The 24303-nt window shown below is 73.4% G+C and carries 19 protein-coding genes, 1 tRNA gene and 1 pseudogene; 4 read left to right on the top strand and 17 right to left on the bottom strand.

Going from position 1 to position 24303, the window contains the following annotated elements:
- The 6 genes from rsmA to rsmI all read right to left on the bottom strand — a co-directional run.
- The coding region (gene rsmA, locus AB0E96_RS19135) for a 16S rRNA (adenine(1518)-N(6)/adenine(1519)-N(6))-dimethyltransferase RsmA (protein ID WP_359824947.1) at positions 1–794 on the bottom strand (794 nt) is incomplete at its 3' end.
- A gap of 28 nt (positions 795–822) precedes the next feature.
- Positions 823–1422 (bottom strand): Uma2 family endonuclease, encoded by a 600-nt coding sequence (locus tag AB0E96_RS19130; RefSeq protein WP_359824945.1) that lies wholly within the window; start codon positions 1420–1422, stop codon positions 823–825.
- A gap of 147 nt (positions 1423–1569) precedes the next feature.
- The gene (locus tag AB0E96_RS19125; protein ID WP_359824942.1) at positions 1570–2448 is read right to left on the bottom strand and encodes a TatD family hydrolase; all 879 of its coding nucleotides are present in this window, start codon (positions 2446–2448) and stop codon (positions 1570–1572) included.
- A 1-nt stretch (position 2449) separates the two neighbouring features.
- Positions 2450–4072, bottom strand: a complete 1623-nt coding sequence (metG, locus tag AB0E96_RS19120) for a methionine--tRNA ligase (RefSeq protein WP_359824940.1) — start codon at positions 4070–4072, stop codon at positions 2450–2452.
- Positions 4073–4156: 84 nt separating this feature from the next.
- Positions 4157–4582, bottom strand: coding sequence for a hypothetical protein (locus AB0E96_RS19115; protein ID WP_359824938.1), 426 nt, complete (start codon positions 4580–4582; stop codon positions 4157–4159).
- A 235-nt stretch (positions 4583–4817) separates the two neighbouring features.
- Positions 4818–5687, bottom strand: a complete 870-nt coding sequence (gene rsmI, locus AB0E96_RS19110; protein WP_359824935.1) for a 16S rRNA (cytidine(1402)-2'-O)-methyltransferase — start codon at positions 5685–5687, stop codon at positions 4818–4820.
- A 106-nt stretch (positions 5688–5793) separates the two neighbouring features.
- Here rsmI and AB0E96_RS19105 point away from each other — a divergent pair, with 106 nt between their 5' ends.
- Together AB0E96_RS19105 and AB0E96_RS19100 are read left to right on the top strand one after the other, a co-directional pair.
- Positions 5794–7575 (top strand): phospholipid carrier-dependent glycosyltransferase, encoded by a 1782-nt coding sequence (locus AB0E96_RS19105; protein WP_359824933.1) that lies wholly within the window; start codon positions 5794–5796, stop codon positions 7573–7575.
- A 189-nt stretch (positions 7576–7764) separates the two neighbouring features.
- Complete coding sequence (locus tag AB0E96_RS19100; protein WP_359824931.1) at positions 7765–9525, top strand: penicillin-binding transpeptidase domain-containing protein; 1761 nt, start codon at positions 7765–7767, stop codon at positions 9523–9525.
- Positions 9526–9604: 79 nt separating this feature from the next.
- On the opposite strand, the gene AB0E96_RS19095 is transcribed toward AB0E96_RS19100, so the two are convergent.
- From AB0E96_RS19095 to AB0E96_RS19065, 7 genes are all read right to left on the bottom strand, one after another.
- On the bottom strand, positions 9605–11041 hold the full coding sequence (locus tag AB0E96_RS19095) for a glycosyltransferase 87 family protein (RefSeq protein ID WP_359824930.1): 1437 nt from the start codon (positions 11039–11041) through the stop codon (positions 9605–9607).
- A 128-nt stretch (positions 11042–11169) separates the two neighbouring features.
- On the bottom strand, positions 11170–12660 hold the full coding sequence (locus tag AB0E96_RS19090) for an amino acid permease (RefSeq protein WP_359824927.1): 1491 nt from the start codon (positions 12658–12660) through the stop codon (positions 11170–11172).
- Positions 12661–12907: 247 nt separating this feature from the next.
- On the bottom strand, positions 12908–14368 hold the full coding sequence (locus AB0E96_RS19085; RefSeq protein WP_359824952.1) for a penicillin-binding transpeptidase domain-containing protein: 1461 nt from the start codon (positions 14366–14368) through the stop codon (positions 12908–12910).
- 44 nt (positions 14369–14412) lie between these two features.
- Positions 14413–15747, bottom strand: coding sequence for an FtsW/RodA/SpoVE family cell cycle protein (locus AB0E96_RS19080; RefSeq protein WP_359824950.1), 1335 nt, complete (start codon positions 15745–15747; stop codon positions 14413–14415).
- A gap of 128 nt (positions 15748–15875) precedes the next feature.
- Positions 15876–16373, bottom strand: a complete 498-nt coding sequence (locus AB0E96_RS19075; RefSeq protein ID WP_359824926.1) for a DUF1269 domain-containing protein — start codon at positions 16371–16373, stop codon at positions 15876–15878.
- Positions 16374–16530: 157 nt separating this feature from the next.
- The gene (locus tag AB0E96_RS19070; protein WP_359824924.1) at positions 16531–17217 is read right to left on the bottom strand and encodes an ABC transporter; all 687 of its coding nucleotides are present in this window, start codon (positions 17215–17217) and stop codon (positions 16531–16533) included.
- On the bottom strand, positions 17214–18065 hold the full coding sequence (locus AB0E96_RS19065; protein ID WP_359824921.1) for an ABC transporter ATP-binding protein: 852 nt from the start codon (positions 18063–18065) through the stop codon (positions 17214–17216). The genes AB0E96_RS19070 and AB0E96_RS19065 overlap by 4 nt, the downstream gene beginning before the upstream one ends.
- A 165-nt stretch (positions 18066–18230) precedes the next feature.
- Between AB0E96_RS19065 and AB0E96_RS19060 the strand changes: the two genes are divergently transcribed.
- Together AB0E96_RS19060 and AB0E96_RS19055 are read left to right on the top strand one after the other, a co-directional pair.
- On the top strand, positions 18231–19559 hold the full coding sequence (locus tag AB0E96_RS19060) for a VWA domain-containing protein (protein WP_359824919.1): 1329 nt from the start codon (positions 18231–18233) through the stop codon (positions 19557–19559).
- Between the two features lie 2 nt (positions 19560–19561).
- Positions 19562–20434: a peptidase gene (locus AB0E96_RS19055; RefSeq protein ID WP_359824917.1), complete on the top strand. Its 873-nt coding sequence runs from the start codon at positions 19562–19564 to the stop codon at positions 20432–20434.
- A gap of 97 nt (positions 20435–20531) precedes the next feature.
- On the opposite strand, the gene AB0E96_RS19050 is transcribed toward AB0E96_RS19055, so the two are convergent.
- The 4 genes and pseudogenes from AB0E96_RS19050 to AB0E96_RS19035 form a co-directional block, all read right to left on the bottom strand.
- Positions 20532–22151, bottom strand: coding sequence for a DUF2079 domain-containing protein (locus tag AB0E96_RS19050; protein WP_359824915.1), 1620 nt, complete (start codon positions 22149–22151; stop codon positions 20532–20534).
- Positions 22152–22194: 43 nt separating this feature from the next.
- Positions 22195–23397, bottom strand: coding sequence for a glycosyltransferase 87 family protein (locus AB0E96_RS19045; RefSeq protein WP_359824912.1), 1203 nt, complete (start codon positions 23395–23397; stop codon positions 22195–22197).
- Positions 23398–23748: 351 nt separating this feature from the next.
- A tRNA-Ala gene (locus tag AB0E96_RS19040) sits at positions 23749–23822 on the bottom strand.
- 82 nt (positions 23823–23904) lie between these two features.
- Positions 23905–24303 (bottom strand): annotated as a pseudogene (locus tag AB0E96_RS19035) (hypothetical protein); the annotation flags it as partial.

The following is a 24303-nucleotide window of genomic DNA, read 5'->3' as shown; positions in this document are numbered from 1 at the left end:
CCGGCGGCCGCGAGCGCCTGCTCGGCCCCGGCGGCGGAGCCCGCCCAGCCGGCCAGCGCGGCGCGCAGGGTCTTGCGCCGCTGGGCGAACGCGGCGTCGACCACCGCGAACACCTCGGCGCGGCTGGCGGTGGTCCTGGGCGGCTCGCGGCGGATCAGCGAGACCAGCCCGGAGTCGACGTTGGGGGCGGGCCAGAACACGTTCCGCCCGATGGCGCCGGCCCGCTTCACGTCGGCGTACCAGTTGGCCTTGACCGACGGGACGCCGTACACCTTGTTGCCCGGCTTGGCGGCGAGCCGGTCGGCGACCTCGCTCTGCACCATCACCAGGGTCCGCTCGATGCTGGGGAAGGTCGCCAGCATGTGCAGCAGGACGGGCACCGCGACGTTGTACGGGAGGTTGGCGACCAGCGCGGTGGGCGCCGGCCCGGGCAGTTCGGTGACCTCCATGGCGTCGCTGAACACCAGGTCGAAGGCGTCCGCCTTGCCGGGCATCCGGGCGGCGACGGTGTTCGGCAGGTGCCGCGCCAGCACCGGGTCGATCTCGACCGCGGTCACGTGCCGCGCGACCTCCAGCAGCGCCAGCGTGAGCGAGCCGAGCCCGGGCCCGACCTCCACCACCGCGTCCTGCTCCGTCACCTCGGCGGCCCGGACGATCCGCCGCACGGTGTTGCCGTCGATGACGAAGTTCTGTCCGCGCTGCTTGGTCGGCTTCACGCCGAACGCGGCCGCCAGCTCCCGGATGTCGGCGGCGCCCAGAAGGTGGCTGTCAGGGGTGGGGTCGGTGGTGCTCACGCGCCAAGGATACGGGCGCCGGAGGTGCTCAGAGTTCGACGACCCCGACGAGGTCGATCTCCACGGGGAACGGCACCGAGGTGCGGAGCACCCCTTCGTGCTGAGCGACGGGCAGATAGACGCCCTTCTCCTCGTCCCGGTGGAACTCGTGGACGATGGGGAGGTTGTCGATGCCCCGCTCGACCCGCCAGTAGACGGGGATCCTCTTGTCGGCGTACTGGCCGGGCTTGCGGAACCGGTCGTTGGCCCGGGTGCCGTGCGAGACGACCTCCACGGCCAGGACCAGTGCCTCGGGCGGGAGGCACTCCAGCTCGAAGACGTCCAGGCCGGTCTTGTCGAACACCACGACGTCCGGCTTGGCCGTGTTGGCCTCGTCCAGGAGGACGCAGCGCTCGACGTTCGCCGCGTACGGCGTGACCCGTGCGCTGCGAAGAGCCGAGTAGAGCTCGTCCCGCACCTGGTCGTGCCACTGATTCGTCTGCCCCCGGACCACGATGGCTCCGTCCACCAGATCCCAATCGAACGGCAGGTCGAGGTTCTTGACCTGCTCGTACGTCCAGTCCTGGGACAGCGCGTGCATCCAGTCGAGGTGATCGCCCACGGGGTCGTTGATCGGCTCGGCGGTCATTGCCACCTCCCTCACTGCACTCATGCTAACCAGCATCCCAGTGCCGCGAGAGTGCCGAATCGTTTCCCCTGAACCGAAAACTCCTCCGAAACCGAAAGCCCTTCCGAACGGGAAGCCCCTCCGAGCAGGGAATCCGTTCCGGCCCGCTCAGTACCCGAAGGCCCGGGCGGTGTTCGCCGCGATGGCGGTGGACAGCTCGTCCTCGGCCAGGCCCAGGGTGGCGGCCATCGAGCGCACCGTGACCGGGATCAGGTACGGGGCGTTCGGGCGGCCGCGGTAGGGGTGCGGGGTGAGGAACGGGGCGTCGGTCTCGACCAGGATCCGGTCCAGCGGGGTGGCGAGCAGGGCGTCGCGCAGCGGCTGGTTGGCCTTGAAGGTGACGGGCCCGGCGAAGGAGAGGTACCAGCCGTGCTCGGCGCAGGTCTTCGCCATCTCGGCGTCGCCGGAGTAGCAGTGGAAGACCGTGCGCTCCGGGGCGCCCTCCTCCAGCAGGACGGCGATGACGTCCTCGTGGGCGTCCCGGTCGTGGATGACCAGGGCCTTGCCGTGCCGCTTGGCCATCTCGATGTGGCGGCGGAAGGACTCCTTCTGGATCTCCACGCCCTCCGGCCCGGTGCGGAAGTAGTCCAGGCCGGTCTCGCCGACCGCCAGCACGTGCGGCAGGGCGGCGAGCCGGTCGATCTCGGCGAGCGCCTCGTCCAGCGCGGCCTGCCCGCCCGCGAGCCGCTGCTGCCCGGACCAGCTGTCCGCGTCGCCGAGGAAGATCCTCGGTGCCTCGTTCGGGTGCAGGGCGACGGCCGCGTGCACCTGCTCGTACCGCGCCGCCAGTTCGGCGGCCCAGCGCGAGCCGGGCACGTCGCAGCCCACCTGGACCACCGTGGTCACCCCGACCGAGGCGGCCTTGGCGAGGCCTTCGGCCGGGGTGCCGGACTGCATGTCGAGGTGGGTGTGCGAGTCGGCCACCGCCACGGCCAGGGGTTCCGGCAGCGGCGGCGGGGTCGACCGGGCGTCGTCCTTGGCGGCCATGTCAGGCGGCCGGCTTCTCTTCGAGGCGCGGGAAGAGGATCTCGCCCTTGGTGACGGTGGCGCCGACGGGCAGCCGGCCCCAGTCGGCCGTGGTGGCGACGGTCTGCGCGGCGAGCGCGCCGAGCCCGGCGGCCTCGGCGCCCAGCGAGGTCCACAGCTTCTCGGCGGTGGACGGCATCACCGGGTTGAGCAGCACCGCGGTGGCGCGCAGGGCCTCGGCGGCGGTGTAGAGGATGGTGGCCAGTCGGGCGCGGCCCTCGGCGGAGTCGTCCTTGGCGACCTTCCAGGGCTCCTGCTCGGTGAGGTAGCCGTTGACCTGCTTGACGAACTCGAAGATCGCCGCGAGGCCGCCGGCGAAGTCCAGCTCCTCGCCGATCTTCCGGTCGGCGGTCTCGACGGCCCTGGTCAGTCCGTCCGCGACGGCCTGCTCGGCGTCGCCGGCGGCGGTCGCCTCGGGCAGCACCCCGTCGAAGTACTTGCCGACCATCGCGGCGACCCGGGAGGCCAGGTTGCCGAAGTCGTTGGCCAGCTCGGAGGTGTACCGGGCGGTGAAGTCCTCCCAGGAGAACGAGCCGTCGGTGCCGAACGGGATCGCCCGCAGGAAGTAGTAGCGGTACGCGTCCACGCCGAAGTGCGAGGTCAGGTCGGTGGGCGCGATGCCGGTCAGGTTGGACTTGGACATCTTCTCGCCGCCGACCATCAGCCAGCCGTTGGCCACGACCCGCTTGGGCAGCGGCAGCCCGGCGGCCATCAGCATGGCGGGCCAGATGACGGCGTGGAACCGCAGGATGTCCTTGCCGACGAGGTGGACGGAGGCGGGCCACAGCTCGGCGAAGCGCTCCGGGTCGCTGCCGTAGCCGGCCGCGGTGATGTAGTTCTGCAGCGCGTCCACCCAGACGTAGAGGACGTGCTTCTCGTCCCAGGGCAGTGGCACGCCCCAGTCGAAGGTGGAGCGGGAGATCGAGAGGTCCTTGAGGTCCTGCTCGACGAAGCGCAGCACCTCGTTGCGGGCCGAGGCGGGCTGGATGAAGTCCGGGTTCGCCGCGTAGAACTCCAGCAGCCGCGGGCCGTAGGCGGAGAGGCGGAAGAAGTAGTTCTCCTCCTCCAGCCACTCGACGGGCCGCTTGTGGACGGAGCAGAGCTTCTCGTCCTCGGTCGCGCCGTCGAGCAGCTCGGACGGGAGCTTGAACTCCTCGCAGCCGACGCAGTACGGGCCGGAGTAGCCGCCCTTGTAGATCTCGCCCTTGTCGAACAGGTCCTGGACGAACTCCTGCACCCGGGCGGTGTGCCGCTCCTCGGTGGTGCGGATGAAGTCGTCGTTGGCGATCTCCAGGTGCTCCCAGAGCGGCTTCCAGGCCTCCTCGACCAGCTTGTCGCACCACTCCTGCGGGGTGACGCCGTTCGCCTCGGCGGTCCGCATGATCTTCTGACCGTGCTCGTCGGTGCCGGTCAGGTACCACACCTTCTCGCCGCGCTGGCGGTGCCAGCGGGTGAGGACGTCGCCCGCCACGGTGGTGTACGCGTGGCCCAGGTGCGGGCGATCGTTGACGTAGTAGATCGGGGTGGAAACGTAGTACGCCGGGGCGTTCGCCCCGGTGGTGCTGTGGTCTGCAGTGGCCGCCATGGTCCGAAAGCTTAGTCGGGCGCGCGGACCGCCCTCGACCGAGTTCTCTCCCGGCCGGGGGCGGTCCCTCCGTGCGCCCCGGCGTCAGCCCAGCAGCCGCGACCAGAACCGGGCCCAGCGTCCGCGCGGCCGGGCGGGCTCGGCCGCCGGGGGCGTCCCGGCCGGCTCGGCGTGCGCCGGGTAGCCGGGGGCGTGCTGCCAGTGCTGGTCGGCGGAGGCCACCCGGCCCTCGCGCATGATCCGCACGGTGTGGCCGCCGCATCCCGGGCAGGTCGGCTTGAGCAGCGGTGACGGCACCCGGACGCCGTTGGCGTGGTACTCGAACACGACGTGGCCGTCCTTGCCCACGTGGTGCTCGATGTCGTACGCCTGCTCCCAGCCGTACCCGCAGCGCAGGCACGCGAAGGAGTAGGCCTCCCGTACGGTCTCGACGGGAGTGTGCGGCCGGCCGGCCAGGCCGGCGGTGCTCAGTGCGCTGCCACTGCGGGGGCTACCGACAACATCGCTCATGGCCGTCTCCCAGCGCCCGCCGGACGCTCGTCCGGCTGGGTCTTTCCCTTCCAGGAAATGCCCGGACCGCCTCGGCCGACGCCCCACTTGTGAAGACTTGGATGCGGATTGGGGAGCCCTATACGAAGGGCCTCCCCGGTGCCTTGAACCGCGACCGAAACTTCAGCTCAGCGGGTGTTTACCGGGGCCTTCACTCCACGGTACGGCTCCCCGTGGGCAACGCAACCCCCCGTGTTCACTTCTTTCCCGGAGCTCCTTCCAGGCCTTCCCTCTTCGCCGCCACGACGGCGTCGAAGACCTCCCGCTTGGGCAGCGAGAGCTCCACCGCGACGGCCGCGATGGCCTCCTTGCGGCGCTCCCCGGCCTCCTCCCGGACGGCCACCAGCCGGGCCAGCTCGGCCGGGGTCAGCTCCTGGGGCGCGGCCGGCGGGGCGCCGGCGACCACGACGGTGATCTCGCCCCGGACGCCGTCGGCGGCCCAGGCGGCCAGCTCGCCGATCGGCCCGCGCTTGACCTCCTCGTAGGTCTTGGTGAGTTCGCGGCAGACGGCGGCGGGCCGCTCCGGTCCGAAGGCCTCGGCCATCGCCGTCAGCGCCTCGGCGATCCGGTGCGGCGCCTCGAAGAAGACCATGGTGCGCGGCTCGGCGGCGATGGAGGCGAGCTGCCGGGCCCGGTCGCCGCTCTTGCGCGGCAGGAAGCCCTCGAAGGTGAAGCGGTCCACCGGCAGGCCGGACAGGGCGAGCGCGGTGAGCACCGCCGAGGGCCCGGGCACCGCGGTGACCTTGACGTCGGCGGCCACGGCGGCGGCGACCAGCCGGTAGCCGGGGTCGGAGACCGAGGGCATGCCGGCGTCGGTGACCAGCAGCACCCGGGCGCCGCCGAGCAGCGCCTCGACGAGTTCGGGGGTGCGGCCGACCTCGTTGCCCTCGAAGTAGGAGACGACCCGTCCCGCCGGGGTCACCCCGAGTGCCTGGGTGAGGCGGCGCAGCCGCCGGGTGTCCTCGGCGGCGATCACGTCCGCCGTGGCCAGTTCGTCGACCAGTCGGGGCGGGGCGTCCGAGACGTCGCCGATGGGGGTGCCTGCGAGAACGAGTACTCCTGTCACGGTCCCCATCCTCGCAGCTCCTCGGTCGGCGGGGCTTTTGGTGACGATTCGGTCAGCTTCCGAGGGAGCGGACACGCGTGCGAAGAGCGCCCCTACGATGTGGCGGATGAACGGCGACACGGCGGCCCAGACGCCCACCGGTACGGACCACTCCGCGCACGGCGGCGTCGGCCTGCCGTCCCCCCGGCCGGCGCAGGCCGGGCCCGCCGGCTGGCGCGACCGCCTGGCCCGGCACGGTTGGACGGCCCGCCCCGCGGCGACGCTCACCGAGCGCCTGGTGCCGCCGATGCCGGACGGCCCCCGGGTGACGCCCCGGGACGTCCCGCAGTCGCCGCTGCTGCTGCGGATGGGCGTCTCGCTGCCGCAGGGCCTGTGGTTCTTCCTCTGCCGCTGGGCCGGCTGGCTGGGTCCCGTCGCGGTGGCGGTGTTCGCCGGCCTGCTCCGGTTCACGAACCTCGGGCAGCCGCACGCGATCATCTTCGACGAGACGTACTACGCCAAGGACGCCTACGCGCTCTGGCACGGCGGCTACGAGATCAGCTGGCCGGAGGACGCCAACACCACCATCATGACGCCGGGCGCGGCCGTCCCGTACCGGGCGACGCCCTCGTACGTGGTGCACCCGCCGGTCGGCAAGTGGATCATCGGCGCGGGCGAGCAGCTGTTCGGCATGAACCCCTTCGGCTGGCGGTTCGCGGTGGCGCTGCTCGGCACCCTGTCGGTGCTGATGATCGCCCGGATCGCCCGCCGGATGTTCCGCTCCACCCTGCTGGGCTGTGTGGCGGGCCTGCTGCTCTCGGTGGACGGCCTGCACCTGGTGCTCAGCCGGGCCGCGCTGCTCGACCTGGTGGTGATGTTCTGGACCGTCGCCGCCTTCGCCTTCCTGTTGCTGGACCGCGACCGAACCCGGGCGCTGCTGGCGGAGCGGCTGGGCGGGGTGGAGAACGCCGCCCTCGCCCAGCGGGTGAACCTGGGCTGGCGCCCGTACCGGATCGCGGCCGGCGTCTGCGTCGGCCTGACCTGCGCCACCAAGTGGAGCGGCCTGTACGTCGCGGCGGCCTTCGGCCTGCTCACGGTGCTCTGGGACGTCGGTGCCCGCCGCCTGGCCGGTGCCCCGCGCCCGTTCCTGGCGGTGCTCGCCCGGGACGCGGTGCCGGCCTTCGTCTCGGTGGTCGTGGTCTCGGTGGCGGTCTACATCGCGTCCTGGTGGGGCTGGTTCGCCAGCAGCACCGTCCCCGGCCAGGGCGGCTGGGGCCGGGACTGGGCGGTCGGCCGCTCCACCGACTTCCCGTGGATACCCGAGGCCCTGCGCGCCCTGTGGCACTACCACTCGACGGTCTACGAGTTCCACGTCGGCCTGAGCGACCCGCACACCTACCAGTCCAACCCGTGGTCGTGGCTGGTGCTGGGCCGGCCGGTGTCCTTCTTCTACGAGTCCCCCAAGTTCGGCCAGGCCGGCTGCACCGCCGCCGACTGCGCCCGCGAGGTGCTGGGCATCGGCACCCCGCTGCTGTGGTGGACCGGCGTCGTGGCGCTGGCCTACTGCCTGTGGCGCTGGGCGGCCCGGCGGGACTGGCGGGCCGGCGCGCTGCTCTGCGGCCTGGCCGCCGGCTACCTGCCCTGGTTCGCCTTCCAGGAGCGGACGATCTTCCTGTTCTACGCGGTGGCCTTCGTCCCGTTCCTGGTGCTCGCCGTGACGATGATGATCGGCGCCCTGATCGGGCCCGCCGGCGCCTCCCGGGACCGCCGGATCATCGGTTCCACGGCGGCCGGCCTGCTGGTCCTGCTGATCCTCTGGAACTTCCTCTTCTTCTTCCCGCTGTTCACCGGGCAGACCATCCCGCTGGAGGACTGGCGCCGCCGGATGTGGTTCAGCACCTGGATCTGACCCGCCGCGCCCGGCGCACACCGGGTTCCCGCGAATCGTCCGTACGCGGTGCACGACACGTACCAGATCCGTCACAAGTGCCCGGCGATTCGCCGGCGCACCGATCCGCGCTGCCTAGGGTGGGGGGGTACCGCGTTTCCGGCCCCGGCCGGTTGCGCCCGGCCGCGAGACCCCTGGGGGACCTGCACCATGCGCAGTGGCGCGAAGATCGGCATCATCACCGGCGTGTCCATCGCCGTCCTCGCGGGCGGCGGCTACGGCGTGTACAGCCTGGTGAGCGAGTCGGACGGCGGCTCCGGTGGCAAGAAGCCGCGTACCGTGGTCGCCGAGCCGCCGTCGGCCGAGCAGGCCACAGCCGGTACGAAGGACTTCCTGGCGGCCTGGCAGGCCGGTGACATCGCCAAGGCGGCCTCGCTGACCGACGACCCGGCCGCGGCGACCGCCGCCCTGACCGCCTTCCGCGACCAGGTCAAGCCGAGCGCGCTGACCCTCACCCCGTTCGGCCCGACCACCCAGCAGGTCTTCTCCGCCGCCACCGGCACCCCCGCCCCGGCCGCCAAGCCGTCCGCCGGGGCCTCCGCCACGCCGGGCGCGGGCGGCACCGACTCGCCGTCCGCCACCGCCACGCCCGGGCCCACCGGCACGCTGATGTCCTACAAGGCGCGCGCCGAGTTCGCGGGCACCAACCGGGTCTGGGACTACCAGGGCTTCCTCGGTGTCGTGAAGATGAGCGACAACACCCCGGCCGTGCACTGGGCGCCGTCGGTGATCCACCCGCACCTGTCCGGCAACGAGACCATCTCCGTCCAGCCGGTGTTCGCCCCGCCGTCCACCGTGGTGGACCGCAACGGCAAGCAGGTCCAGGGCGCCTCGCTCACCCAGTCGCTGCTGACCACCCTCCAGGACAACGCCAACAAGCTGCTGCCGGCGGACCCGACCAAGGACCAGGACGCGGGCAGCGCGGTGGTGGTCTCCGACCCGGCCGGCAAGGGCCCGGTGGACAAGCTGTTCACCATCGTCGAGCCGAAGCCCGGCAAGCCGTTCAAGCTGACCATCGACAACAACCTCCAGGCCGTCGCCGAGAAGGCGATGACCGACCTGGGCGGCAAGCCCGGCTCCATCGTCGCGATCGAGCCGAGCACCGGCAACGTGCTGGCCTTCGCCAACTCGCCGGCCAACGGCCAGAACCGGGCCTTCGCCGGGCTGCTCGCGCCGGGCTCGACGATGAAGATCGTCACCTCGGCGGCGCTGCTGGAGGCCGGGATCAACCCGGACACCGTGGTGGCCTGCCCGGACAAGAGCAGCAACCCGGTGGCGATCCCGAACGACTTCCCGGGGTCCTTCCCGACCAACACGCTCCAGCAGGACTTCATGGTGTCCTGCAACACGGCCTTCATCAACCAGGGCCTGACCAGCCTCAAGCCGGAGACCCTGTCGGGCACGGCCAAGGACGTGTTCGGCATCGGCCTGGAGTGGAAGACCGGCCTGCCGAACGCCGACGGCAAGGTGCCGGCGGCGCCGGGCAGCAAGGACGAGCAGGCCATGAACTACATCGGCCAGGGCAAGGTCCAGATGAACCCGCTGGCCATCGCCTCGATCACCGCGACCGTGCAGAGCGGCGCGTTCAAGCAGCCCATCCTGGTCCCCGGCCTGCCGCAGCAGGCGGCGGCCCGCCAGATCTCGCCGGACGTCGCCGCCAAGCTGCGCGCGATGATGAACGCCACCGCCGTCGGCGGCACGGCCAGCCAGGTGATGTCCGGGATCACCGACAACGCGGGCGCCAAGACCGGCTCCGCCGAGGTCCAGGGCGCGTCGACCACCAACAGCTGGTTCACCGCCTTCCGCGGCAACCTGGCGGTGGCCGCCGAGGTGCAGGGCGGCGGCCACGGCGTGGACGCGGCCGGCCCGGCCGTCGCCTCGATCCTGAAGGCCAACGGCAGCGGCCGCTGAGGCCCGCCCGACGATCCCTGCGCAGCCCGCTCGGCCCCGGCCGGGCGGGCTGCGGCCGTCTCCAGGGCCCCTCGGCCCGTCAGCCCCCCGGCAGGACGGGCTGCCGCGCTCTCCCCCGCGTCCGGCCGGGCTGGGCCGGACGCCGGCTGTTCCAGCGCCCGGCCGCCAGCCGGGGCCAGATCATCAGCACCGCCGGCAGCGCCAGGTACCCGAACCGTCCGGCCGGGGCCAGCATGAAGGCGATCGCGAGCCCGGCGGCCAGCAGGTCGGCCGCGGCGATCGCGGAGACCGGCGGCCGGGCCAGCAGCCAGATCGCCACCGCGACCAGGGCCACGGTCATCAGCGCCAGCGAGATCGCGTGCCCGGTCGGGCCGAAGCCCGCCAGCACCTTGCCGGGCAGCGGGCTGCCCGCCGGGGTGCGGATCGCCGTCATCCCGAGCGGGAAGCGCACCACCTGTTCACGCAGCGCGGCCGACTGGGTCAGTACGGACGGCAGGACCACCAGCGCGCTGACCCCGACCCCGATGAGCGCGGTGCGGGCGGCCGGCCGCCGGCCGTACAGCCGCCAGAGCAGCAGGACGGCGACCGGCAGCGCGGGCCAGGCCGTCCACTTCAGGGTGCAGGCGAGGGCGAGCACCAGTCCGGCGCCGACCGTGCGGTCCCGCTCGGCGAGCGCCATGGCCAGGCAGCAGACCCCGATCAGCGGCAGGTCCACCCCGCCGACCGCCAGGGCGAGCGCGATCAGCGGCGAGGCGGTGAGGACGGCCAGTGGCAGCAGCGGCGCCCGCGGGTCGCCGCCGCCGGGGCGGGCGGGCCGCAGCAGCCGCCAGGCGGCCAGCAGGCAGGCGAAGAAGGTCAGCGCGAACCAGATCCGGGCGTCCCCGGCGACCCTCGCGAAGGCGGTGGAGTCGCCGAGCAGCTGGCGCGGCATCCCGAACAGGGACATCGCCGGCAGGTACGGGTTGTAGTCGGTGACCACCACCGGGTGCGGCAGGTACGCGGTGCCGGTGGTGAGCAGCAGGTGGGCCGAGCGTTCGACCACCATGACCTCGGACTGGTGGCGGCCGGTCAGGGCGAGCAGTGCGAGCGGGACGACCACGGCGCCGACCAGGGCGACCGAGGCGGCGGCCCGGGCCGCGAAGCGGCGCGGCAGGACCAGGCAGAGCAGCCCTGCCAGGAGGTAGGCGGGGGCCGCGATCGTGCCCCAGATCCGCTGGTTGGGCAGGTCGGAGACGAGCGGGAAGGCGGCGGCCCAGCCGGCCGCCACCAGGCAGCCGAGCAGTTGGACGGTCCGCAGCGAGGCGAGCGCGGCGAGCCTGCTGGTGTTCAGCCGTCCGGGCGTGGGCGGAAAGGTGCTCTCGCCGCGCTGGCGGGGCAGGGGCCGGGCGGAGAAGCCGCGCGGTGGCCGTCCCGGTCCGGACGGCGCCTCGGTCGCGGGGGTCTGGGCCGGCGTTCTGCCCCGGCCGGTGAAGCGGCCGCGCGGGCGGGAGTAGCCGGGCGTGCGGGTGCTCACCATGATGGAAGGTTATGGGTGGGAGCCGGGCCCTGTCGCCATGGCGTCGGACACCGGACGGGCTATGGCGTGAAAAGGGCCGCCGGACGTCTCGGCGGTCGGCGGCCCTTCACGCGGGGTTTGCCTGCGGGTCAGCCGGCGGCGCTGTCCGAGGACACCGGCTGCGGCTCGTCCTGCTCCAGCCGGGAGTGCCTGATGCTGTAGCCGAAGTAGACGACGAGGGCGACGGCGAGGGCGATCGCGCCGGCCCGGAAGGTGTCGGCGTGCAGGCCGGTGATCAGGTAGATGCAGAAGCCGACGCTGATCAGCGGGACGACCGGGTAGCCGGGCACCTTGAAGCCGCGCGGCAGGTCGGGCTGGGTGCGGCGCAGCACGATCACGCCGATCGAGACCACCGAGAAGGCGATGAGCGTCCCGAGGCTGGTGATGTCGGCCAGGACCCGCAGCGGGATGAACGCGGCCAGCGCGCCCACGCCGAGGCCCACCACGGCGGTGTTCCACACCGGGGTGCCGCTGCGCGGGGAGAGCTTGGCGAAGCGCTTGGGCAGCATGCCGTCGCGGCCCATCGAGTACAGGATGCGGGTCTGGCCGTAGATCACCACGAGGGTGATGCTGAAGATCGAGACGATCGCGCCGATCGCGAAGACGATCGCGGGCCAGCTCTGGCCGGTGATGTCCTGGAGGATCTGGGCGAGGCCGGCCTCCTGGCCGTCGAACTTGGTCCACGGCTGGGCGCCGATGCCGGCCAGGGCGACCAGGATGTAGAGCAGGGTCACCACGACCAGCGAGATGATGATCGCCAGCGGCAGGGTGCGGCGCGGGTTCTTGACCTCCTCACCGGCGGTGGACACGGCGTCCAGGCCGATGAAGGAGAAGAAGATGCTGGACGCGGCGATCTGGACGCCGCTGAAGCCGAGCGGCATGAACGGGGTCAGGTTGCCGGAGTGGAAGCCGGTGAGCGCCACGCAGATGAACATCAGCAGGATCGCGATCTTGATCGCGACCATCACCGCGTTGACCTTGACCGACTCGCTCACGCCGCGGATCAGCAGGAAGCAGACCATCGCGACCAGCAGCAGCGCCGGCAGGTTGAACCAGTGGTCGCTGTCCGGCGCGCCGGACAGCGCCTCGGGGATCTTGAAGCCGAAGGCCAGGTCGAAGAACTTGTTCAGGTACTCGGCCCAGGTCACCGCGATCGCGGAGGCGGACACGCCGTACTCCATCAGCAGGCAGATGCCGACGGCGAAGGCGACGCCCTCGCCGAGGGTGGCGTAGGCGTAGGAGTACGAGGAGCCGGAGACCGGGATCGCGGAGGCCATCTCGGCGTAGCAGAGCGCGGTGAGTCCGGCGGTGACCGCGGCGATCACGAAGGACAGGATGACGGCCGGGCCGGCCGAGGGCACCGCGGTGTTCAGCACGAAGAAGATGCCGGTGCCGATGGTGGCGCCGATGCCGATCGAGGACAGCTGCCACAGGCCGATCGAGCGGCGCAGGTGGATGCCGGAGCGCCCGCCCTCCTCGGGGGCGCCGGCCGGGAGGGAGTCCTTGCCTTCGGTCTCGGCGATCAGTGTCGAGACGGGCTTGCGTCGCAGCAGACGCGCACCAAGGGTGTTGCTGGCCAAAACTGCGGTCCTTCTGGGCGGGGGAGGGTGTCCTGGCAGGTGGTCACCCGACATGCCAGGGGGTGTCATCGGGGACCAACCGAACAAACATGGGACAGTACCCCGCGAAAGCACCAGTGTCGCAAACGAACAGTCCCAACCGGCGCATTGTCCGAATCGGCGCATATCGATGCACAAACCGGACACTTCGTAGACGGCGCATCGACGTTCGGGCCATTAAAGCAGCAGCTCAGCACCCCTGCGGAGATCACCCGCCGAGCACGGCCCGCATCACCGACCGGGCGATCGGCGCCGCCAGCGCGCCACCCGTGACGTCCGTGGCGTCACTGTCCGCGACCACCACGGCCACCGCCACCGGCGGCACCGCGTCCGAGCCGGCCGGCACGGCCCACGAGATGAACCAGGCGTACGGCGTGCCGCTGTTGTCCACCCCGTGCTGGGCCGTCCCGGTCTTGCCGCCGACCACCGCCCCGGGGATCCGGGCGTTGCCGCCGGTCCCGTTCTCCACCACGTCGGTCATCAGGGCGCGCACCTGCCCGGCCACCGCCGGGGTCAGCGCCCGCCGGTACACGGACGGCTTCATCAGCTGCACCGTGGTGCCGTCGCTCCTGGTCAGCCTGTCCACGAGCTGCGGACGCATCACCGTCCCGCCGTTGGCGACCCCCGCCGCGACCATCGCCATCGTCAGCGGGGTGGCCGCCGTGTCGAACTGCCCGATCGAGGAGAGCGCCAGCTGCGACTCGTCCATCCGGGTGTCGAAGTTCGACCGGGCCGCGCGCACCGGGACGTCCAGCCCCGCGTCGTTGAAGCCGAAGTCCGCGGCCGTCGCGGCCATCCTGTCCAGCCCGGTCCGCACCCCCAGGTAACCCAGCACGCTGTTGCAGCTGGCGGTCATCGCGGCGGCCAGCGACAGGTCCGGCCGGTCGCAGGCCGGGGTGTCGTTGACCAGCGGCGTGGACGTGCCGGGCAGCACGTACGGGAACGGCGCCCCGGTCGGCGCGCCGGGATCGGTGACCACCCCGCTCGCCAGCGCGGCCGCGGCGGTGACCACCTTGAAGGTCGAACCCGGCGGGTAGGTCCGGCGCAGCGCCCGGTTGAGCATCGGCTCGTCGGGGTCGGCCTGCAGCCGGTTCCAGGCCGCCTGGTCCCCGGCACCGTACCCGGCGAAGTCGCCCGGGTCGTAGGAGGGCGTGCTGGCCAGCGCCAGGATCCGCCCGGTGGCCGGCTCGATCGCGGCGACCGCGCCCTTCTGGTCGCCGAGCCCGCGCATCGCGGCCTGCTGGGCGGCCCGGTTCAGCGTGGTGTGGACGTCCCCGCCGGGGTTCTGCCGGCGGGAGACGGCGTCCCAGACCGACCAGCCCGCCAGCCGGCCGTCGGTGCCGGTCAGCAGCTCGTCCTCGGTCGCCTCCAGCTGGGTGGTGCCGTACGCCTGCGAGGCGAAGCCGGTGACCGCCGCGTAGGTCGGGCCGTCGGTGTAGCTGCGCTTGTAGGCGTACCGGCCGCCGGTCGGCTCGGAGCCGGTCACCGGGTCCGAGCCGACCAGGATGTCGCCGCGCGGCTGGGCGTAGCGCTCGACGGTGAGCCGCTGGTTGGCGCTGTTGCGGTCGAGGTCCCTCGCCTGGAACACCTGCACCCGGGTGGCCTGCGCGCACAGTGCCACGACCAGCAGCAGGCAGAAGGTGCCCGCCCGGCGCACGGTGACCGAGATGCCCGGCAGCCCCTGCGGGCCGTTCCCCCCGGCCCGTGCGCGTCTCATCGGACCTCCTCGGGGGCCGGGCGGCGCGCGATGTCGCTCATGCGTCCGAGCAGCGCGACGATGATCCAGTTGGTGACCACCGAGGAGCCTCCCTGGGCGATGAACGGCATGGTCATCCCGGTCAGCGGGATCAGTGCGAGCACCCCGCCCGCCACCACGAACACCTGGAGGCCGACGATCGCGGCCAGCCCGATCGCCAGCAGCCGCCCGAACGGGTCGCGCAGCGCGATGCCGGTCCGGAAGCCCCGCGAGACCAGCACCGCGTACAGCAGGAACACCGCGACCAGCCCGGTCAGCCCGAGCTCCTCGCCGATCGTGGCGAGGATGAAGTCCGACTTGGCCGCGAAGCCGATCAGCACCGAGTGGCCGTTGCCGAGCCCGGTGCCCAGCTCGCCGCCCCAGGCGAAGGCGAACAGCGACTGGGCGATCTGGTTGGCGCCCCGGCCCGCCGCGATCGAACCCAGCGGGTCCAGCCAGTCCGCGACCCGGCTGTGCACGTGCGGCGAGAGCCAGCCCACCGTCACCGCCCCGACGGCGGCCAGGCCCAGGCCGATCGCGATCCAGCCGGTGCGCGCGGTGGCCACGTAGAGCATCACCACGAACAGGCCGAAGAACAGCAGCGAGGTGCCGAGGTCGGTCTCCAGCACCAGGACGCCGACGAACGCCGCCCAGATCAGCAGCACCGGACCGAGCACCCGCCCGCGCGGCAGCTGCCAGCGCCAGACCCGGCGGCCGGTGAGCGCCAGCGCGTCCCGGTGCACCGCCAGGTACGCCGCGAAGAAGACCGCCAGCAGGATCTTGGCGAACTCCCCGGGCTGGAAGGAGAGCGGCCCGACCACGACCCAGATCCGGGAGCCGTACACCGGCGGGAAGAAGATCGGCAGCACCAGCAGCACCAGCGCCACCAGCGCCCCGATGTACGCGTAGCGCCGGAGCCGCCGGTGGTCGCGCAGCAACAGCAGCACCGCGATGAACAGCCCCACTCCCAGGGCCGACCAGAGCAGCTGGGTGGTGGCGGCGCCCGGCCCTCGGGTGGCCCGGTCGAGCCGGTGGATCACCACCAGCCCGATCCCGTTCAGCAGCACCGCGATCGGCAGCAGCAGCGGGTCCGCGTACCGGGCCCGCCACCGGACCACGGCGTGCGCCGCCAGGGCGAGCACCCCGAGCGCGGCACCGTACCCGGCCGCGTCGGCCGGGACGCGGCCGTCCAGGTTGACGCCCACCTCGACGTAGCCGAACACGGCGATCAGGACGGCGCCGACCACCAGGGCGAGCTCGGTGGCACGTCCGGTCGGCGCCGGCCGGCGCGGCCCGGCGGCGGATCTCGGCACGGCGGAGGGTGTCGCCACGGACCGTCCTGGGGTAGCGGGAGGACCCGGTGCCGCCGGCCGGGGGATGCCGGTCGGGGCGGACCGGCGGGGCCGGTCCACCCCGGTGGGAGCGGCGGTCGGACTCGGGGTCAGACGGTGGCGCGGGAGGCCTCGACGGTCGCCTTCAGCTCGGCCTCGGCGGCGTCCGAGAGCGAGGTCTGGATGATCTGCCCGCCGAACCGGGCCAGCGCCGGGACGACCTTGTCCGCGGTCGCCGTGCGCACCAGCAGGAACACGGCGGCGGTGCCGGGCTGGAGGTGCTCGCCGACCTGGCGCATGAAGTCGTCGTCCACCCCGATGTCGGTGGAGGCGCCCACCGCCGCCCCGGTCGCGCCGCCGACCGCCGCGCCCACCAGGGGCATGAAGAACAGCAGGCCGATGACCCCGCCCCAGAGCGCGCCGCTCGCGGCACCCGCCCCGGTCGTGCTGACCTGCTGGTGCAGCTTGATCCTGCCGTCCGCGCGCCGCTCGACGACGACCGCGTCCTCCAGTTCGATCAGCTTCTGCTTCTGGAGCCCGATCGCCTCGCTGCGCACCGCCTGGGCGGTGGCGAGGTCCGGGTAGGCGATCGCGAACAGGTTGCTCACTGCGGGGTCCTTCCAGGGTGTCGGACAGGCCGGCCGGGTCCGGACGCCCGCACGGCGGCGCCCGTGTCCCGTTTCGTCACCCTAACGAGCAATATCCATGTTTATCGGTTCTTCGCTGCGGTGTGTCCGCCATTGCCGGAATCACCCGGGACCCCGCTCACTCCGGCCGCCGCCCGGCCAGCGACGCCACCCCCGCCCCGACCGCGGCCAGCAGGACGACGGCCACCGCCAGGCTCGCCCAGGGCACCGCGATCCGACCGGTCCGCGCCGCCGAGACCAGCCCTCGCACCGCCGCGTTGGCCGGCGAGGCCGGCACCACGAGCAGCAGCGTGGCCAGCAGCAGGGCCGTCGGGACGCCGTACTGCGCCCGGACCGGCACCGGACGGTTCGACACCGCCCCGACCAGCACCCCCAGCAGCGCGCAGACCGCCGAGGCCGCCAGCCCGGCCGCCACCGCCGGCCCGGCCCCCGGGGCCCCCGGCGCCCCCGCGTTCGCCACCGGCCCGCTGGTCCACCACACCGCCGCCACCTGACCCGCCGCCAGCACCAGCGACACCGTCAGCGCCGCCAGCAGCGCCCCCAGATGGACCCGGACCGGGCCCGCCGCCGCCACCAGGCAGGCCCGCGAGGCCGGCGGCTCCGCAGCCAGCACGCTGCGCACGTACCAGGCGCTCACCGGCAACAGCACCCCCGCGCCGAAGCCGAGGCCGCCCAGCAGCGGGTCGCCCGCCGCCACCCCGACCACCAGCGACAGCGCGTACGCCAGGAACGGCGGCAGCCAGGCGTGCGAGCGCAGCAGCAGCTCCAGGTGGTACCGGGTCAGCGCCCCGATCCGCGCCGTCACCGCTCCCCCTCCTCGCGCCGCCGCACCGCCAGCACCCGGACGGCCGGGCGGCCCAGCAGCAGCCGGCGCAGCAGCGCGTCCGAGTGCGCGGCCGGCACCACCAGTCGCACCGCCGTCCCGGCCAGCGCGGTGGCCTCCGGCGCTCCCGGCAGCCGCGCCGGCAGCGGGGCACCGTCCTCGACGTCCACCTCGACCTCCATCACCGGGCCGTCCGGCACCGGCTCCCGCGCCCCCTCCTCGACGGGCCGCAGCCCGCCGTCCGCGTCGACCCGGTACGCCGCGCTGGTCAGCCCGGCCAGCCGGGCCGGGTCGTGGTCGACGAACAGCACCGTGCCGCCCGCCGCCGCCCGCTCGGCGGCGGCCTCGTCCAGCACCGCCCGGGCCTCCGGGTCCAGCCCGGTCCAGGCCTCGTCCAGCAGCAGCACCCGTGCCTCGGGGAGCAGCGCCTGGGCGACGGCGACCTTCTGGCAGGTGCCCTTCGACAGCCGGCTCAGCGGCGTGCCCGCCCGGTCCGCGACACCGAAGCGGTCCAGCAGCTCCCCCGCCCGCCGCCGCGCCCGCTCCGCCGGCAGCCCGTGCACCCGGCCCACCCGCAGCAGGTAGGAGGCGGCGTCGAAGGGCAGCGCCGGCGGGAAGCGCTCGGGCACGTACGCCGCCGGACCGGGCCGCGTCACCCGCCCCGTACTCGGCCGCTCGATCCCGGCGGCCAGCCGCAGCAGGGTCGACTTGCCGCTCCCGTTCCGCCCGGCGATCCGCACCAACTCGCCCGGCCCCGCCGCCAGATCGACCCCGCGCAGGATCCACCGCTCCCGCCGCCCGTACCGCTTGCCGACCGCCGTCAGCTCCATCCCGCCCCCGCTCCGGTCCGTTGTGCACGGAAGGCTATCCAGCCGGGGGTGAAGCCCGTGTGAGCGAATTCCTCATCCGTGCGCCGGAGTTCGCGCCGGAGCTGGTTGAGGCACGATCCGGACTCGTTTCGCCATGACGAACTGATGATCCCTAGTATCGGCCGGGTGACTACCGGACGACGACCACAGACCAGGCTCGGCAGCCTGCTGGCGGCCTTGGCGATAACGGGCGCCTCGCTGCTCCTCGGCCTGCCCGCCCACGCCGACGAACCATCAGCCGGGGCCGCTCCCGCGACCAAGGAGGCCCCCCGGGTCGACCTGGTCCTGGACGTCAGCGGCTCCATGCGCGAGGCGGACATCCAGGGCAAGAGCCGCATCGCGGTGGCCCAGCAGTCGCTGAACGAGGTGATCGACGCGCTGCCCGCGGAGACCGAGTTCGGCATCCGCACCCTGGGCGCGACCTACCCCGGCAACGACAAGGCCCAGGGCTGCCAGGACACCAGGCAGCTCTACCCGGTCGGCAAGACCGACAAGGTCGAGGCCAAGACCGCCGTCGCCACCCTTCGGCCCACCGGGTTCACCCCGATCGGACTGGCCCTGCGCGGCGCGGCCCAGGACCTCGGCAAGGGCGAGACCACCCGCCGGGTGGTGCTGATCACCGACGGCGAGGACACCTGCACCCCGCCCGACCCCTGTGACGTCGCCCGCGAGCTCGCCTCCCAGGGCATCCACCTGGTGGTCGACACCCTGGGCCTGGCCCACGACGACAAGACCCGCCAGCAGCTGCTCTGCATCGCCAACGCGACCGGCGGCACCTACACCGACGTCCGCACCCAGGAGCAGCTCACCGACAAGGTGAAGCAGCTGGTCGACCGCTCCAACGACACCTACACGGTGACCCCGGTCAAGACCACCGGCACCGACAAGTGCGAGAACGCCCCGGTGCTCGCCCCGGGCGTCTACACCGACCGCGAGAAGTTCTCCGAGCACCGCGTCTACAAGGTCCCGGTCAAGTCCGGCCAGGAACTGCGCGCCTCGGTCAGCGTCGCCCTCGACCGCCCGGTGGCCCGGGACTACGGCGTCCTGCTCCAGGCCACCAGCGCGACCGGCCAGGAGCTGGTCCGCGGCACCGACGCCGGCAGCAGTCGCACCGACGTGGTCTCCACCGGCCTGCGCTGGTCCACCGACGACTCCAAGGGCTACGTCGCCACGAGCCCCAAGGCCACCAAGGACGCCAAGGAGAAGCCGGAGACCACCGTCTGCCTGGTCGTCAGCAACGCGCTGGCCCCGCAGGCCGGCGTGCAGGCCGACCCCGGCATGCCGGTGGAGCTGACCGTCGACCTGGCCACCGCCTCGCCCGCCCCGGAGGGCGCCGCGATGGGCCTGGGCCGCGGCTGGATCCTGCTGCTCACCCTCACCCTGGCCGGCCTCGTCTTCGGCCTGCTCTTCGGCTGGATCGCCCGTTGGCGGATCTCCGTCTGGCGGGAGAACTGACCATGCGTACGACGATCCGCGGCGCCCTCGCCGCCCTCGCCCTGCTGCCCGCCCTGGCCCTGGGCGCCCCGGCCGCCTCGGCCGCCTCGCCGTCACCCTCGGCGAGCGCGAACGGCACCCCGGCCCCGGCGACCAAGGCCGGGACCTCCTTCCTGACCGCGGTCAACCTCTCCCCCGGCCAGGACGCCAACGTCGCCGTCTCCACCGGTGACTACCTGTACTGGGCGTTCGGCGCCTCCGAGGGCCAGACCCCGACGGTCGGCCTGACCGTCAACCTGGCCCCCTCGGCCGACCGGCACGGCCCGCAGACCTGGTCCGTCGAGGTCTTCGACGGGCTGCGCCGCCGCCAGGCGTGCACCGCCGGCACCCAGAACGCCACCGCCGAGCAGAGCGCCACCACCCTGACGCTCGACTGCACCCTGCGCGAGGTCCGCACCTGGTCCGAGCCGTGGTCCGGCGACCCGCTGCCCGGCACCTACTACGTGCGGCTGTCCGTCAGCGACGTCCCCCAGCCGGACCTCGGGCTGGCCTCCTCGGTCCGACTGCACGTGGCCGCCAAGGGCGACGCCGACAACGCCCAGCCGGAGGGCGGCGAGCTGAAGGCCCCGCTGGTCCCGCCGGCCGGCGGCGGCGCGAGCACGGCCAAGGCGGCCGCGCCGGTGGCCCAGGAGGAGCACTGGTACACCGGCTGGTTCTCCGGCTGGAACAGCCGCTGGTACTGGACGGTCGGCGGTGCCTTCCTGGCCGCCTTGGCCGGCATCCTCGGCTACAACCTGACCCGGCACCCGCACGGGCAGCGGCCCGGCCGCTACGGCGCCGTCCCGCCCCAGGGCTCCCCGCACAGCGGCAGCTACGCGGGCTCGGACCGCCCCTGAGGCACCTCCCGGAGGGCCGGCCGGACGTCGTTCCGGCCGGCCCTCCGGCGTTCCCGGGTCGGTGGCGTACGGCCGCGTACGGCCGCGTCCACCGCGCTCAGCCGCGGAACAGGTTGTGCCCCACGTCGGACGGGACCTCGTCCTGGAACGGCGCGCTGCCCGGCCCCGGCACGTGCTCGCCGGGGACCGGCTCGTCGCCCTCCCGGTGCAGCAGCACGACCCCGTCCTCGGCCCACAGCTGCCGGTAGCCGTGCGCCAGCAGCAGCCGGATCCGCGCGGCCTGCTCCGTGTCCGTCTTGAACGGGAAGGACCGCTTGTCGCCCCGCATGAGCACGTACTCGCGCCCGCGCGGCGTGTCGTCGACCAGCACCACGTCCGTCCGGGCGGTCAGCCGCGGCGCGATCTGGTTGTCCGCCTCGACGGAGGCCCCGTCCGGGATCAGCGCGGCCGCCCGCACCAGCGCCGCCTCGCTGGTCCTGGGCGCCCAGGAGGACGGCACCGCCAGCGGCAGCAGTCCGATCGGCAGCGCGGCCACCAGCGCGATCCCGGCCGCGCCGAGGCCCAGCCGGCGGGCCCGCCGCACGCTCCGCTCCGGCCGCCCGGTGGCGCTCAGCCGGCCCAGCACCTCGATCGCGGCGGTGAGCAGGATCGGCCACAGCAACGAGTCGTAGTGCCGGGCGATCGACCAGTGGTTGGGATTGCTGGAGAGGATCCGCTCGGCCAGCAGCGGCACCGCGCACAGCACGGTGGCCGAGCGCAGCGGCAGCAGCAGCGTGGTGCCGAACAGCCACAGCAGCAGCAGCGGCTTGAGCGGCTGGTCGAAGGCGGTCCGGACCAGCAGGAACGGGTCGTGCAGCAGGTTGCGCAGCGCCTCGCCGCCGTCCGCGCCGAGCGCCGCGTAGTTCCAGTAGTAGCCGGGCTCCCCGCCCATCGCCGGGATGAGCAGGCCGATGGCCAGCGCCGAGGCGGCCGGGCCGCCCAGCAGCAGCCCGAGGCCGGTGAGGCGGCCCGCCCGGTCGCCGGTGCGGCGGGTGCGCAGCAGCAGCACCAGGCCGTACGCCCCGACCATCAGGCCGAGGTCCTCCTTGGTGCAGCACAGCAGCAGGCCGGCCAGCAGCACCGTGCCGTACCGGCGGGCCAGCCCGCGCTCCAGCATCAGCAGGGTTAGCGGGACCGCGAAGGCGACCTCGTGGAAGCCCACCCTGGCGGCGACCAGCAGCGGCCAGCCGAGCGCGTGGACCAGGCCCGCCAGGTCGGCGGCCCGCCGGGCGGTGCGCGGCTCGGCGCCGGCGAAGGCGTACCCGGCGATCCGCCGGATCAGCGGCACCCCTGCCGCGAACAGCAGCGACTGCCCGATGATCAACGAGCGCGGGTCGTCCCAGATCCAGTACAGCGGCGCGAGCAGCGCCAGCACCGGCGAGAAGTGGTCGCCCAGCAGCGAGAAGCCGGGCGGGAACTCGTGGTGGAAGCTCTTCAGCGTGGAGACGGGCAGCCCGAAGTGGGCGTAGCCGCGCACGCCCTGGTCGAAGATCCCGAGGTCGAAGCCGCCGAGCGAGACGGACGTCCAGCCCTGCAGGCCGATGGCGCAGGTCACCGCGAAGCAGAGCGCGGTGAGCAGCGCGGTGCGACGGGCCGGGCCGAGCAGGACGGCGGCGGCCAGCCGGCGGGCGGCGGGCACGGCGGCGGTCGGCGTCGGGGGTGCGGTCTGGGTGGTCACGTGAGGTCTGGTCCGTCCGGTCTGGGTCCGTGGGTCCGGTCCGTCAGGTCCGGTTCGTCAGCTCTGGGTCGCGGTCCGGCCGGTCGGCGGACAGGGCCCGTGTCCCGCCGCCGGTGGCCGCGACGGCCTGGCTCCGGGCGCGGTACAGCCGCACGCCCAGGGTGACCAGGACGGCGATCGCGATCGGCGGGTAGATCGCGCCGGGCAGCTGCCAGTACCAGGCGACCCCGCGGCCCCACCGGTGCGGCACCGTCCACATGACGTGGGAGAGGAACACCAGCAGGGTCAGGCCGAACAGCACCTGCCGGGCCCTGGTCCGGGCCTCCACCGCCAGCAGGGCGAGGAGCGGCACGCACCAGACCCAGTGGTGGGTCCAGCTGATCGGCGAGACCAGCAGCGCGGTGAGCGCGGCGCAGACCGCGCCCCAGGCGTCGGCCCGGCGCAGCACCTTCGCCGAGCGCCCGGCCAGCACCGCCACGCCGAGCCCGAACACCGCGACCACGGCCGAGGCGACGAGCCCGACCGTGCCGGGGTCGTTGACGTCGAGCAGCCGGCAGACCGCCCCGCGCAGCGACTGGTTGTCCACCAGGACGGTCACGCCGACCCGGCTCGGGTCCCAGAGGTAGTTCGTCCAGAACCCGTACGAGGCCTCCGGCAGGGCGGCCCAGCCGATCAGGCCCGCCGCCAGGAAGGTGCCGGCCGAGACCAGCGCGGCCCGGACCCGGCCGGTCAGGAACAGGTAGACGGCGAACAGGCCGGGGGTGATCTTGATGGCGGTCGCCAGGCCGATGCCCACGCCCTTGAGGCGGTTGCCGTCCGGGCGGGTCAGGTCCCACAGGACCAGGCAGAGGATGCCGAGGTTGACCTGGCCGTACTGGAAGGTGGTGAAGACCGGCTCCAGCCAGACGCCGACGCCGGTCGCCAGGATCACCACGGCCGCGCGGTGCTGCCTGGGCCAGCCGGCCAGCTTGAGCGAGAGGTGCACGGCCGCGGCGAGCAGCGCGTAGTTGAGGAGCATCACCAGGACGCGCAGGGTGCTCACGCCGAACCAGGTGCTCGGCACGAAGAGCATCGCCGCGAACGGCGGGTAGGTGGCCGGCAGGTCCCAGCCGGGCAGCCGCATCGCGTAGAGGTCCTCGCCGCGGACGACGGCCTGGCCCTCGGCCCGGTAGACCAGCATGTCGACCATGGTGGCCCCGTGGGTGTGCCGGAACCAGGCGAAGAGTGCCAGGGAGACCGCCGCCACGCAGGCCGCCGTGAACGTCCAGGAATTCGGTCTTCCGGTTTCCGCCGCGCCGTCGGACTGTTCCGGGCCCGACTGCCGCACCCGCCGTTTCAGACCGAACTCGCGCACCGCGATGGCACCTCGTCGAGATAGACCAGATCGTTCCCTCGTCAGCGTCTGGGCCAACCCACCATAACCGACCCCCCTGAGGCCCAAACCGCGTCAGAAACGGGTTCAGGAGAACGGTGTGACCTCGCTCACGAACACCCCTTCGGGGGCTCCGGCGGCGGCCCCGGCGGCCAAAACGCGAAATCCCGCCGGGAGTTGCCTCCCGGCGGGATTTCGTCGACCGGCCTGAGCCGGTCCATTGGGTGGAGCTGAGGGGATTCGAACCCCTGACCCCCTCGATGCGAACGAGGTGCGCTACCGGACTGCGCCACAGCCCCAACGAGAAGAAACTCTAGCACCTTTCGGAGGGGGTCCGTGACCACCCCCCGGATCGCGGTCCCGGCCGGGGGGTGGCCCTGGTCATTCGTTGGCCGCGCGCGGGCGCGACTCGGGAGCCTGGGGCTCCGCGTACTGGTCGAACAGCGGAGTCTTGCGGGACTCCGCCGGGCGGCCGGCGGTCCAGGTGCCGGGGGCCGACAGGTCGAGGCCGCGGGACACCCTGGGGGCGACCGGGGCGGTCACGTAGGTCGGCAGCGGGACGGGCACCGGCTCCCAGGAGTCCGGTCCGGCCGCGCCGCGCTCGCGCATGCCGTCGACCCACTCCTCGTGCTCGGTCGCCTCGGCCACCGCGGAGGCGGAGGGCACCGAGACGGTCGCCTGCTCGGGGTCGACGGCCAGCCGCAGGTGCGGGCGGCGGGCGGCCCGCCCCTCGACGGGTGCGGCCGGGGCCGGCTCCTCGGCGGCGGGCGCCTCGGCCTT

The organism is Kitasatospora sp. NPDC036755 (assembly GCF_040636595.1).
In the GTDB taxonomy this organism is placed as follows: domain Bacteria; phylum Actinomycetota; class Actinomycetes; order Streptomycetales; family Streptomycetaceae; genus Kitasatospora.
The sequence above is the reverse complement of the archived record's forward strand: the minus strand, read 5'-3'. Positions and strand labels throughout refer to the sequence as shown.

What these genes read in the sequence shown, in the direction of transcription:
- AB0E96_RS19100 (WP_359824931.1), top strand. Translation starts at nt 7,765, where the DNA reads ATGCGCAGTGGCGCGAAGATCGGCATCATCACCGGCGTGTCCATCGCC.
- AB0E96_RS19125 (WP_359824942.1), bottom strand. Translation starts at nt 2,448, where the DNA reads ATGGCCGCCAAGGACGACGCCCGGTCGACCCCGCCGCCGCTGCCGGAA.
- AB0E96_RS19115 (WP_359824938.1), bottom strand. Translation starts at nt 4,582, where the DNA reads ATGAGCGATGTTGTCGGTAGCCCCCGCAGTGGCAGCGCACTGAGCACC.
- AB0E96_RS19105 (WP_359824933.1), top strand. Translation starts at nt 5,794, where the DNA reads ATGAACGGCGACACGGCGGCCCAGACGCCCACCGGTACGGACCACTCC.
- AB0E96_RS19055 (WP_359824917.1), top strand. Translation starts at nt 19,562, where the DNA reads ATGCGTACGACGATCCGCGGCGCCCTCGCCGCCCTCGCCCTGCTGCCC.
- AB0E96_RS19065 (WP_359824921.1), bottom strand. Translation starts at nt 18,065, where the DNA reads ATGGAGCTGACGGCGGTCGGCAAGCGGTACGGGCGGCGGGAGCGGTGG.
- AB0E96_RS19095 (WP_359824930.1), bottom strand. Translation starts at nt 11,041, where the DNA reads ATGGTGAGCACCCGCACGCCCGGCTACTCCCGCCCGCGCGGCCGCTTC.
- AB0E96_RS19130 (WP_359824945.1), bottom strand. Translation starts at nt 1,422, where the DNA reads ATGACCGCCGAGCCGATCAACGACCCCGTGGGCGATCACCTCGACTGG.
- metG (WP_359824940.1), bottom strand. Translation starts at nt 4,072, where the DNA reads ATGGCGGCCACTGCAGACCACAGCACCACCGGGGCGAACGCCCCGGCG.